Annotated in this window: 12 protein-coding genes; 5 read left to right on the top strand and 7 right to left on the bottom strand. The window is 55.6% G+C overall.

Features of this window, described 5'->3' with window-relative positions; genetic code table 11:
• Both GH656_RS17940 and GH656_RS17690 read right to left on the bottom strand, forming a co-directional pair.
• On the bottom strand, window positions 1–304 hold a 304-nt coding region (locus tag GH656_RS17940; RefSeq protein ID WP_217352308.1), incomplete at its 3' end, for a hypothetical protein.
• Between the two features lie 520 nt (window positions 305–824).
• Window positions 825–1,136: a hypothetical protein gene (locus GH656_RS17690; protein ID WP_153077329.1), complete on the bottom strand. Its 312-nt coding sequence runs from the start codon at window positions 1,134–1,136 to the stop codon at window positions 825–827.
• Between the two features lie 652 nt (window positions 1,137–1,788).
• Between GH656_RS17690 and GH656_RS17685 the strand changes: the two genes are divergently transcribed.
• Window positions 1,789–2,994, top strand: coding sequence for a DNA-binding protein (locus GH656_RS17685; protein WP_153077328.1), 1,206 nt, complete (start codon window positions 1,789–1,791; stop codon window positions 2,992–2,994).
• A 26-nt stretch (window positions 2,995–3,020) separates the two neighbouring features.
• Here GH656_RS17685 and GH656_RS17680 read toward each other — a convergent pair whose 3' ends face one another.
• The 3 genes from GH656_RS17680 to GH656_RS17670 all read right to left on the bottom strand — a co-directional run bounded on the left by GH656_RS17680 (window position 3,021) and on the right by GH656_RS17670 (window position 5,195).
• Entirely contained in the window at window positions 3,021–4,082 is a 1,062-nt protein-coding gene (locus GH656_RS17680; protein ID WP_153077327.1) for a tyrosine-type recombinase/integrase, read from the bottom strand.
• A 50-nt stretch (window positions 4,083–4,132) separates the two neighbouring features.
• Window positions 4,133–4,519, bottom strand: a complete 387-nt coding sequence (locus GH656_RS17675) for a DUF2471 family protein (protein WP_153077326.1) — start codon at window positions 4,517–4,519, stop codon at window positions 4,133–4,135.
• Between the two features lie 64 nt (window positions 4,520–4,583).
• Window positions 4,584–5,195, bottom strand: a complete 612-nt coding sequence (locus GH656_RS17670) for a helix-turn-helix domain-containing protein (RefSeq protein WP_153077325.1) — start codon at window positions 5,193–5,195, stop codon at window positions 4,584–4,586.
• Between the two features lie 163 nt (window positions 5,196–5,358).
• Here GH656_RS17670 and GH656_RS17665 point away from each other — a divergent pair, with 163 nt between their 5' ends.
• Window positions 5,359–6,558 (top strand): glycine C-acetyltransferase, encoded by a 1,200-nt coding sequence (locus GH656_RS17665; RefSeq protein WP_153077324.1) that lies wholly within the window; start codon window positions 5,359–5,361, stop codon window positions 6,556–6,558.
• Window positions 6,559–6,592: 34 nt separating this feature from the next.
• The gene (tdh, locus tag GH656_RS17660) at window positions 6,593–7,621 is read left to right on the top strand and encodes an L-threonine 3-dehydrogenase (protein ID WP_153077323.1); all 1,029 of its coding nucleotides are present in this window, start codon (window positions 6,593–6,595) and stop codon (window positions 7,619–7,621) included.
• A gap of 31 nt (window positions 7,622–7,652) precedes the next feature.
• Here tdh and GH656_RS17655 read toward each other — a convergent pair whose 3' ends face one another.
• Window positions 7,653–8,357 carry a YceI family protein gene (locus GH656_RS17655; protein WP_174769822.1) on the bottom strand — a complete coding sequence of 235 codons (705 nt, stop codon included), beginning with the start codon at window positions 8,355–8,357 and terminating at the stop codon, window positions 7,653–7,655.
• A 193-nt stretch (window positions 8,358–8,550) separates the two neighbouring features.
• Between GH656_RS17655 and GH656_RS17650 the strand changes: the two genes are divergently transcribed.
• Complete coding sequence (locus tag GH656_RS17650; protein ID WP_153077321.1) at window positions 8,551–9,063, top strand: hypothetical protein; 513 nt, start codon at window positions 8,551–8,553, stop codon at window positions 9,061–9,063.
• A 142-nt stretch (window positions 9,064–9,205) separates the two neighbouring features.
• Here GH656_RS17650 and GH656_RS17645 read toward each other — a convergent pair whose 3' ends face one another.
• Window positions 9,206–9,970, bottom strand: a complete 765-nt coding sequence (locus tag GH656_RS17645) for an SDR family oxidoreductase (RefSeq protein WP_153077320.1) — start codon at window positions 9,968–9,970, stop codon at window positions 9,206–9,208.
• Window positions 9,971–10,250: 280 nt separating this feature from the next.
• On the opposite strand from GH656_RS17645, the gene GH656_RS17640 reads away from it, so the two are divergent.
• On the top strand, window positions 10,251–11,087 hold the full coding sequence (locus tag GH656_RS17640) for an FkbM family methyltransferase (RefSeq protein ID WP_217352306.1): 837 nt from the start codon (window positions 10,251–10,253) through the stop codon (window positions 11,085–11,087).
• Window positions 11,088–11,675 lie beyond the last annotated feature (588 nt).

The raw sequence follows: 11,675 nt of genomic DNA, 5'->3' as shown, positions 1-11,675 counted from the left end.
GCGTCGGATTGAGGTGGGAGGATTGGGCCAAAGCATACCGTCCGGGGTGATGCTCGTCTACAGAAACGCGCTCACCCTTGCGGGTGAAACGGTCCTCCCATTCACAACTCACCTCGCCAGGTTCCCGCAAACCCTCACCATCATCTGTTTTGGCGCATTCAGCCCAGCATTGTGCTGCGGAAGGATTGAGCCGATTCATGGTTTTAGCCCGGCCTTGAACGGGATAAATTAGCTCCCGTATCACCTCACCGAAAAAATCTGTCGCAGTTTCACGACTCCAGTGCAATTCGGCTGGCTTTTTCATCTTTGAGAATTTTCATCAGACAAAACACTACAAAACGACCTGTCTCTGCAGCAAAAAACAGGGGCATATGTGATGAAAACGTTCGCTGCGGGTGCTCGCCATCTGCAGAGTTCGTTTCATCTCCCGAAAACGCTCACCTAAATCGCCGCCAGCCCCTGAAATGACGTGGCCCGCCACTTATCTGCCAGAAAAAGTCCGTTTGCCAAGCACCCGAAAACCCTCACCTTTGCCAGCAACATCACCATGAAAATCATCCCGGCTGGCCAGAAACACTCGATAAAACAGCTCCCGAAAACTCTCACCTGCTGCCTGGTTCAAAAAAATACTCAATCGTTTCCGGTACTTACCCGATACACAGCCTCGCACCTGCTTCAATACCTCCCCCGAATTCCCTCACCTTTATAAAACCTGGCGCATCACACCGGCTACAACAGCACAAAAATTAAGCCTCCCGGAAACACTCACCTTATGAAAGGGCGAAGGCCAATCCTGAACAAGCAATATGTTGATTTAGAACGATTTAAATGAGAGTGACTACCAACTTTCCCGGAATACAGACGGGTTCGAAGCGCATCTCATCGCCGAATACTCCCCCGAAAACCCTCACCTTTCTGCTTCTAAACCTATTCCGCACCTTGGCGGCGAGGCATTTAGCACCGCTCCCGAATAGGCTCACCTCTGATAAATCAGCGGTATTTCCGGGCTGCCCGGAGACTAACGTCCCGTAAAACCTCACCTCAACCTTCTCTGGGACCCAATCCTGGCTTGAGATCAGCCTCCAGCCCCTGAAAAGTCTCACCTCGTGATCTGTTTTTTTCCTGTTAACGCTCACCGGTCCATCAATTCACCCCCTCAAACCTTGCCGAACAGGGTGTTTTTACCATCCTGAATAATCTCACCGTGATTCATCAGATCCCTAACCAACCGAGCTAGGTATAACGGGCCAGACAACTCATCAGGTCCCGAAAAATCTCACCTTGGCAATTGCTCACAATCGATCTCTCTCCTGAACTCACTCACGTTCTATCCCGGACTGTCTCACCCACGCCCCCGAATCCGAGCACCTTTCCATCCTGCATGCCCTCACCCAGGCTCCCGCAGAGCTTCACCTTGGCTGGCGCAAACGCTTTCCTGGCAAGGGTTTCACCAAGCGTTAACGTTTTTAACAAGGTTCAAGGGTGTTTACTTCTAATACTCTCAACAAGCTGTTTGTGTGCTCAGAGATAAATCTCTTTTCTGACTGCGCATCCTCCTGTGAAACACTGCAAAAAATCTTGGATAACGGATTAACCATTTGTTATCAACAACTTACAGCAAAATATAGATGTTGTTTCACAAAAGATGGCGTGATAACAAGCACCAATCAGTCTATTTCCAACTTGATTGGGGTAAGCATCTTCAGCGCATCAATGGCCAAATAAAACGTATAAAAAAATACGTAATTTGTTATTATTTGAACTTTTCTGACCTAAGCAGGTTCGCTGATGAATCTAGATGAAATACGCGCCAATATCCGCGAAGAACTCCAAAAAATGCGCAAAAGTGGCAGTAAACGGCAAGAAATGTCACTTCATGCGTGCAAACGGCTATTTTTTGATCTAGGCATTCGTCCAACCATGGCAACGGTCCGCGATCTCACGCAAACAGGGAGTGCGAGCGATATTCCAAAAGACATCGATCATTTTTGGGAGCGTATTCGCAGCGCATCCAAAATCCGGATCGGCACAGGCGTCATTCCACCTCTCCTTGAAGAACGCGCGGGTGAACTGCTCCAGACACTTTTTGAAGAAGCGCTGCGCTCCGCCCGAGCTGAACTAGAGGAAGAGCGGCAACAATTTCAGGCTCAGGTCCAGTCGGCGGAAAAAAATGCCCACGAAGCCAGCATTCGTCTGGATAGCTCGGATGAATCAGTTCGCCGGGAAGAAGAAAAAACCGAAGCGGCCCGGCAACGGATTCGTGAGCTGGAGGCTGAGTTGACCAGCGCTCATCTCCAGCGCGGCGTACATCAAGACGCGCTGCAATCCGCCACACAACGCATGCAAACGGAAACGCACGCGCTGCAAACTCATCTAGATACAGAACGCGCTGCTAATACGGTATTACGAGAGCGTGTCGAAGAACTGCATGTCGAATTGCGCGAACGAACCGAGCACTACGCACAACAAATAAAAGACGCAATTGATGCCGCGGAGCGCCGGGTAAAACCTCTGCTGGTTGAACTGGATACCTTGCGTGGCATGGCGGCAACGTATCAGTCAGGGACGAGAGAGGCGAATCGGAAGGAGTTTGAGTTTCTGCAGCAGTTAGCCGTAACCAAAGCACAATCGGACCGGTTTAGCGCTCAGGTTGAAGAACAAGCAGAAGCACTTGACGCGCTAAACCAGGAGCTGGCTGAACTGCGAAAGCAACAGGATGCAGATCCGGCGCTTGCCGCCTTGCTTTACAGGCAGGCGCTTTCTGGACGTTTAAGCGCTGATGAACTACAGATCATCGGCTCGAAACTGGATGCGCAGATATCGCTGCCGCAGCATTGCCCTCAGTGCAAGACTGGGGAGCCCGAGCTTTTTCAAACCGATGGCCAGCATGAACTGGCTTGCCCGGAATGTGAGCATTCATCTGGAGCCAGGTCTTCACGGCTGGAGGCCATTGCTGGGTTTTTTTCAGCCGGCTCATTGTCTGATGGGGTGTGAAAAACCTCATGAGACTGACAGTGAGCTTATTCGGGAGCGGTTGTTGGAGCGTCTGTGGAAGTGATGGCCAGCTCAGGCGGCCATGGGGCACCCACCGGACCAACACTAACGGGCTCCTCTTGCTGAACACACCATGCCTGCCATGCCAGATGCAAGCGGGCAATCGACACAGGCTGAATTAATCCCAGCCACTGCTGGATCACATCGTGATCGGTATTACATTCAAAAAGACTCGCTGCAAACGCGTTTCGCAGCGTTTGCGGGCTGACACGCTGTTGCCGTGCCGAGATGACGTCCGCTGCCTCAACCAGCGTATCCACGGCACGTAATACGGTCGCTTTGTGCATCGGGCCGCCTGAAAGCGAAGCAGGAAATAACAGGTCACCAGAAAACGCATGACGTTGCCGCTCCGCGAGCCAAACCTCCAGCGCTGTGACGGCAAAAGGAAGCAAGTGCGTGCGGCGGGTAAAAGCCGGATTAGCTGTTTCAATCAGCAAAAACGGCAAGGCTTCAATGCAACTAACGGTCAATAACCGCGTTTCGCCAACCTTTAACCCTCCGCCGAGAAAAACCGCGATCAATGCGCGATCACGGCGGGCTTTCCAGCGTTGGAACGGGGCGGATGCTTCCAGGGGCGCTTGCAGAAATGTCGTCAGCCGGGTGCGCTCCGCCGCGCTGAGGAACCCGGTGGGATCGTTGTTATCGGCCTCGCGCCATGCTGCTGCGCCATCTTGCGCAATAAAACGTGCGGGATTAGTCGAGGCAAATTCAATCGCCCGGATATGGTCCAGCACTCGCTCGATCAAGCGCAGATAGCGTGCGCGCTGTGGTTTGCGGATTGACAGCCCGGCGACGAAAAGCGCGATGGAGCGGGTGTCCACCGTTTGCAGGGTTTGACCTTGTGCGGCAAGCCAGTCGAGAAACAACCCCCATTGCGCCCGATAGACCTCCGCTGACGAAGCGCGAAAAGCCTGTTGCGCTAGCCAGGCATCGAATGCGAGACGCGGCGCGAGATACCAGTCTTCACGCTGCTGGTTGAAGAGATCGGCTGGAGAAGGACGGGTGGGCCAGGAGGCGCGTAGCGGCATGGCGTTGAGTGGGTAGCGAGTGGATAGCGGACAGGCAGCGGCCGGATGAGTTATCCACCCCAGGCACGGGCACGTTTGGGGGTATCGGCCGTCGAAACTGCCGCTAGCGCATGTTGCGAGGCTTCTTCATAAGCCGACACCGCGAAGGCAAAAGCCGCGGGCAACGCATTGGACGCGCCGAAATCAACGGTTTCATCGGTTTCTGGATAAGGCAGGGCGGAAGGGCGCTGGAACAGGCCCAGCAACATCGCGTCATGCCGGCTGGCGAAACCCAGATCGGCAAGCGCTTCGGCTTCAATGGCGTGCAGCAGCCGCCAGGTGAGGGGGACCTGTTGCCCGATATAGCGCGCCGCGATGCCGCGGACGATGTGTTCGAGGTCGCGTGCGGCGTTTTGATAGCGCCGGGCGGCTAGATTGTGGTCAGTCAGGTCGGTCATGTTCGGCTCCGGATAACGTCACGGCACTGTACAAAAATACAGTATGTTGCGCAACCTTGGCCGCTTAGCCGTGGATCACGACCAGTAACGCTTTCGCTTCACCTTTGCCTGAATTGCGAATCGTGTGGGGCGCATCGGCCGCATAACGGGCCGTGTCAGCTGTTTTCAGACGTTTGACAATCGCGGCCGTCTCGATTTCGAGCGTGCCGTGCAGCACCGTCAGATGTTCACGCGTGCCGGGTTCATGCGCGGCGGAAACCAGTGCGCCACCCGGTGGCAAGATCAGTTCATACCATTCGAATTTGCCTGCCAGATCGATGGGGCCCCAGACCCGAAGCTGATATTTCTCGTCGTGGCCACTCAGCGTGGGAGTGTCGTGCGGGCCCGCCACCGTGATGGCTTCCGGCGTTTTGGGCGGCGCAAACAGCGAATCCAGGCTAACGCCCAAAGCGGTAGTCAAGCGCCACGCGACCGCGATGGTGGGGTTGGCTTTGTCGCGCTCGATTTCCGACAGGGTGGATTTCGACACGCCTGCCGCACGCGATAAATCATCAAGCGTCATGCGGCGTTCGCTGCGCAGCCGCTGAATCTGTTCACCGACGCGTGGCGGCACGCTCAACGCCGGGTCCGGCTGCGGAACAGCCAGTGGACGACGCCGTGCTCCCGAACTTGCCATAGTCTGACCTATCGTTTAGAGTTGTTCGTCATACCGGATTTTAGTTCGGTAAATCGAAAAATTTCGATAAAAAGAAATCGACTATAACAGGCCGTCGCGGCTATCCGGCAAGCGGATGCAAGCGCCGCAGACGGCTCATTTTTATCTATCAGGAGCCAGATTCATGCGTGACTCTTACCTTTCTCATCTGCGCGGCACGTTAGAGCAAATTCGCACAGATGGTTTTTACAAGCACGAACGCGTGATCGTCAGCCCGCAGGCAGCGGATGTCCGTCTTGCGGATGGCACGCAGGTTTTGAACTTCTGTGCGAACAATTATCTGGGTCTGGCCAACGATGCCCGCCTGATTGCGGCCGCCAAAGAAAGTCTCGATCACGATGGTTTTGGCATGGCGTCGGTGCGTTTTATCTGCGGCACTCAGTCGGTGCACAAGGCGCTCGAAAAAGCACTGGCCGATTTTCTGCAAACCGACGACTGCATCCTGTATTCAAGCTGTTTTGACGCGAATGGCGGCCTGTTCGAAACACTGCTCGACGAGGCCGATGCCATCATCAGCGACGAGCTGAATCACGCCAGCATCATCGACGGGGTGCGCCTGTGCAAGGCCAAGCGCTACCGCTATCGCAACAACAACCTGGCCGACCTTGAAGAAAAACTCCGCGAGGCTGATGCGGCGGGTGCCCGGTTCAAGCTGATTGCTACCGATGGCGTGTTTTCGATGGACGGCATCATTGCCGATCTGGCTGGAATTTGCGACCTCGCTGAGCGCTATGGCGCGCTGGTGATGGTTGACGATTCGCATGCAGTGGGTTTTGTCGGCGAGCACGGCCGTGGCACGCCCGAGCATTGTGGTGTGCTGTCCCGCGTCGATATCCTGACTGGGACGCTGGGCAAAGCGCTGGGCGGTGCTTCGGGAGGTTACGTCGCGGCCAGCAAGGAAGTGATCGAGATGTTGCGCCAGCGCTCACGGCCTTATCTTTTCTCCAACACGCTCACACCCAGCATTGCAGCGGCTTCGCTCAAAGTGCTCGAACTGCTCGCCAGCGATGAAGGCGCGCAGTTGCGTGAGCGCGTGCGGGCCAACGGCGCGTATTTTCGCCAGGCCATGAGTGCGCTTGGCTTCACCCTGGTGCCCGGGGCGCACCCGATCATTCCGGTGATGCTGGGGGATGCGCAAATTGCCTCACGCATGGCGCAGGCACTGTTGCAGGAAGGGGTGTATGTGACTGGGTTTTCGTTTCCGGTGGTGCCCAAAGGGCGAGCCCGGATTCGGACGCAGATGAGCGCGGCGCACACCACAGAGCAAATCAACCACGTTGTGGACGCGTTTGCCCGTGTAGGCCGTGCGCTCGGTGTTATTTGAAATCTGAAAATTTGAATCAGACGCTGGAGCGGACATGAAAGCACTTGCCAAACTCGAACGCGCACCGGGCTTGACCTTAACCCGGATGAAAAAGCCTGAAGTTGGCCATAACGATGTGATGATCCGCATCCGCCTCACGGCGATTTGCGGCACGGATATTCATATCTGGAAGTGGGACGACTGGGCGCAAAAAACGATTCCGGTGCCAATGCAGGTCGGGCATGAGTACGTTGGCGAGATTGTTGAAATCGGTCAGGAAGTGCGTGGTTTTGAGATCGGTGACCGGGTTTCTGGCGAAGGCCACATCACCTGTGGCTTTTGCCGCAATTGCCGTGCGGGACGCCGTCATCTGTGCCGCAACACGATCGCCGTGGGGGTCGACCGCGAAGGCGCTTTTGCTGAGTATCTGGTGATTCCAGCGCTGAATGCGTTCAAGATTCCCGCCGATATTTCTGACGATCTGGCGGCCATTCTTGATCCGCTCGGCAATGCGACGCACACCGCGCTGTCGTTCAATCTGGTTGGCGAAGACGTGCTGATTACCGGTGCCGGACCAATTGGCGTGATGGCGGTGGCGATTGCGAAGCATGTGGGCGCACGCAACGTGGTGATTACCGATATCAACGAATACCGGCTTGAGCTGGCGCGCAAGATGGGCGCTACGCGGGCGGTGAACGTTGCACATGAATCGTTGCGCGATGTGATGGCCGATCTGCACATGACTGAAGGCTTTGATGTCGGGCTGGAAATGTCAGGTGTGCCGAGTGCCTTCACGAGCTTGCTCGAGGCGATGAATCATGGCGGCAAGGTGGCACTGTTGGGCATCCCACCGGCAGAGACGGCGATTGACTGGACCCAGGTGATCTTCAAGGGACTTGAAATCAAGGGCATCTATGGCAGAGAGATGTTCGAGACTTGGTACAAGATGATTGCGATGTTGCAAAGCGGGCTGGACTTGTCGCCGATCCTGACGCATCGCTTCGCCATCGACGACTATGAACGCGCATTTGCCAAAATGCTGTCCGGCGAGAGCGGCAAAGTCATCCTGGACTGGAGCGTTTAGCTCGCTTCACGCCGCGTCAGTTACTGGCCGTTCAGCGCAGGTTTGCAGCACTGGAGGGCACCGTTGCAGACGCGGTGCCTGGAAGATCCGCCTCGGCTCCTGCATCTGTATCTGTATTTGCATTTGTGGCTCCCACCTCCACAACACGGGCGAATTCAGCCTGAATTCGCACCTGCACCTCGTCCCCCACAGCGGGATACCACGCTGACAACCCGAACGCTGCCCGGCTAAACCGCCCTTGCGCGGCAAAACCGAGCTTGTCGCGCTGGGTCAGCGGCTCGCGGGCGAAACCATTGAAGACGACTTCCAGTGTCACGGGCCGGGTCTGGCCGTGCAGCGTCAGTTCACCACTGAGTACGCCCGTGGCGTTTCCTGTGCGGGTAAAGCCCGTGCTGACAAAACGGATCTGCGGATAGTGCGTCACGTCGAGCAAGTCACGGCCCTTCACCATACGGTCAAGCAGCGCCACGTTGGTGTCGAGGCTGGCTGGATCAATCACCGCCACCACCGAGCTTTGATCAAGCCCAGGCGCATGCCATTGCAGGTGTGCTTCGGCTCGGTTGAAACGCATGACAAAGCGCGAATAGTGCAGATGATCGACGTCGAAATTAATGCTCCAGTGCGCAGGGTCAAGCGCATAGCGGCCTGGTGGCACGTGGGCTTCGACCGGGCTGACCGTATGCGTGACGACCCGCAATGAGGTGCATGCGGTGGCCAGCATAGAGACCGCTGCCATGGCCAGAATCCGGCTGGGCCAGCGCCGCAGAAGCCAGCGAAGCCGGAAACCGATGCCCTGTTGTGGTTGAGATAGCATTTGCGGCGCTTGGGGTAGAGTGCGCAGCCAGGTAAGCGGCGCCAGCGGTGCAAGCAGCGCAAACGCAAGAATGTGCCGTTCAGGGTAAGAGCAGGCAACCGGTGATGGAGAGTGCATGGGTTTTCGGCAAATAGTGAGCAGGATGAAGGGCGCGGCAACCGCGCTGGCCGTTGGGATGACGCTGGCTTCGACGGCGCAGGCAGGCGACTGGTGTAAGGGCGGCCTTTGGGTGGATGCCATGGTGGGCTCCTACCACATTCATCCCAAAAAAGATTTCGAGCAGTTTAATCCCGGCATTGGCGTGGAGTGCTGGCTGGGTCAGGAGTGGGCGGTGACGGGCGGCGGCTTTCGCAACTCGTTGCGACGGCCTTCCTGGTATGGCGGCGCTGTCTGGGCCCCGGAGTTTGCGCACTGGGGTTTTATCCGCCTGGCGGCGATGGGCGGCATCATCACGGGCTACAACTACGGCAACTGGGGGCTCGGGAAAAATCACACGATTGGCCCCGTTCTTGCGCCGTTGCTGATGATGGAATACAAGCGCGTCGGGATGAACGTGATCCTGATTCCGCCGATCCCCTCTAACGATTTGCCATTTACCGCTGGTTTCCAGGTGAAGGTGAAGTTCTAGGCGGGCGTGTTTTGACTGGGCGGTTAGTCCGAATTTGTTGAGATCATGGCTCAAAGGTGAGGTTTTTCGGGAGCGTGCCGCAGACGCTCTTAAATCCTCGACTTGGTGACTTCGATGCGTTGGTTCAGTCGTGGTCGCGGTGTCAGGCGAGTTCCCGGAGATCACTCACCGGTGTCTGGCCAAATGCGTCGCTTAGGGCATAAGCGATGAGTTTTTCGGCGGTTTGTTCTGGCGTGGCGAGTTGTCCATTGCGTTTCAGTTCATCGAATTTCCCCCGCAATGGAAACTGCTCTGCAGACGTGCTGCGAATTTCCGCCTGCATTCCGGTATCGACCACACCTGGTGCCACGCTGCTGATCCGCAGCAGCGGGTTTTGCTCAAGTGCAACGGCACGGGCGTGATGATCGAGTGCTGCCTTGGTGGCGCAATAGATGTTCCAGCCTGCATACGCCTGACGCCCCGCCCCGCTTGAAATATGCACGATGCGCCGCTCAGCCCCGCCCGTGCTGGCGCAAGCCACAGCGCTAGCCAGCATGAGCGGGGCGGCGACATTGAGACCGATGGCGTGGGCGATGGCATCGGGTGTTTGTTGTTCCAGCGAGCCGATGGGTTGCACCGTGCCAGCGTTGTTCAGCAGCAGCACGCAATGGGCACCAGCGATAAAGCGCGATAAATCCTCGCCTGCCAGCCAGTGCGCGAGTTGCTGCGTTTGCGCCAGATCCAGTTTGATTTCATCGAACGTGTTGCGGTAGCTGCGTGCGAGCGTTGGATTGCTTGAGCGAGACAGCCCGAGCACCGAGATGTTGCGCGACAAAAGCTGCTGCGCGAGCGCTGCGCCCAGGCCATGAGTGTGGCCTGTGACGATCGCGCGAACGGCGGGAATGGACGAGCTAGATGGTGTTGTCATGGGCTATTCCAGAAAGCTGCAGGGTGGTGCATTTTCGCTCCAGCGCGCGGTGTTAGGGCAACAAAGGTGAGATTTTTCGGGAGCCAAAAACGGGAGAATGTTTGCTGCGAGATATCGTGAAATCACCGTATACAAGGCTTAACCAAGGCTGTTTTATTGCAGAAAAAATGTTTTATCCTGATTTTTCAAATGTGCGAAACTGCCGCATTCGCTTGCCGATAAAGATCGGCGGCTAGGTATCCTGATAAAAATTTCGCTATAAAACAAGACCGTTTTTATTATGCAAACAGATCCCTCAACATTCCTGCCAGTAAGCCCAACTGGCACTCTGGTTCAAACTCGCCACGGCTGGATGCTGGCCAATCCCAATGACTTTTATATTGGCTACGCCATGCTGGAATATGGCGAGTTTTGTGAATTCGAGACGCAGTTTCTGGCGCAACTGCTGATTCTCCCCGGCATGGTGGTTGAAATCGGTGCCAATATTGGCGGCCATACGGTTCCGCTGGCACAGCAAGCGGCCGCTCAGGGGCGTCAACTCGCGGTTTTTGAACCTCAGCCGTTTATTTTTCATAACCTGTGCGCGAATCTGGCGCTCAACGGCATCACTAATGTTCGTGCCTGGCCATTTGCCTGTGGCGAAGCCGAACGCACGCTGTTTTTCCCTCGTCAGGATTACCACGCAACCGGCAATTTCGGCGGTGTGGAGATGCAAAACGAGGCCAATGGCGACAGCATTGCGGTTCCTTGCATCAGGCTGGATGACGTACTGGGTGGCGAGCAGGTCGCCCTGATAAAGATTGATGTGGAAGGCTTTGAGCTGTTCGCGCTGCAAGGTGCCGAGGGGATCATAGACGAGTCGCGGCCGGTGCTTTATCTGGAAAACGACCGCGTGGAGCGCTCCGCTGAACTGATCGAATGGCTTTTTGCAAAAGACTACCGGCTGTGGTGGCATGCGCCGAAGCTATTTAATCCCGATAATTTTTTTGGTAAAGCGGAAGATATTTACGGGAATGTCATTTCACTCAATATGCTTGCATTACCTAAAGAGATGGATCTTCCGGTTGATGGTCTTCCTGAAATAACCGATGCAAAATTTCATCCTTTTGCGGAATAACGTGAAGGCCGCCAGATTCTGGCTGCCGCTTATTTTATTGACACGTGATATCTGAATAACCCGATTAAAAAGACAGGTTTTGCGAGGGCATTATGCGGGCCGTCTGGATTTTCGCCGGATTTCGCTTGAGGCAGTTCATGGGTAGACGCGCCAGGGTAAATTTTATATAATCACGCGCTGTTCGCTGGGAATTAACAGATTTTAAAGGCGATTTGGCGGGTATTTAGCCGTATTAGCGCGGCATTAAATGCCCTTTGTTACATCAAGCATCACAAGCATCAATGCCCTGTTATGTGGAGGCAATCAGGCACATATTGCGACAGGTGTTTCGTTTTGCATCTGGTTTTTTCTTTCCATCAATTAACCCCGAAGTTTGATCTTTGAGGAACACTGGCTAGCCGGTTGTCTCCTGTTTTTTTGCCGTCAGCCGACGGTAGCCTGCCCGGTCTGGTGCGCCATGCGCCAACGGGTAACGATGATCTGGCAGCCGCCATCTAACCGGCGTCCGGCATCGCGGTCTTTTCTGGCCTTGATGCCCGTAGTTTGCTGGTGTGAACCAGCAAATGCCTGCCAGATACCGGTGTGGCG

Source organism: Paraburkholderia bonniea (assembly GCF_009455625.1).
In the GTDB taxonomy this organism is placed as follows: Bacteria; Pseudomonadota; Gammaproteobacteria; order Burkholderiales; family Burkholderiaceae; genus Paraburkholderia; species Paraburkholderia bonniea.
The sequence above is the reverse complement of the archived record's forward strand: the minus strand, read 5'-3'. Positions and strand labels throughout refer to the sequence as shown.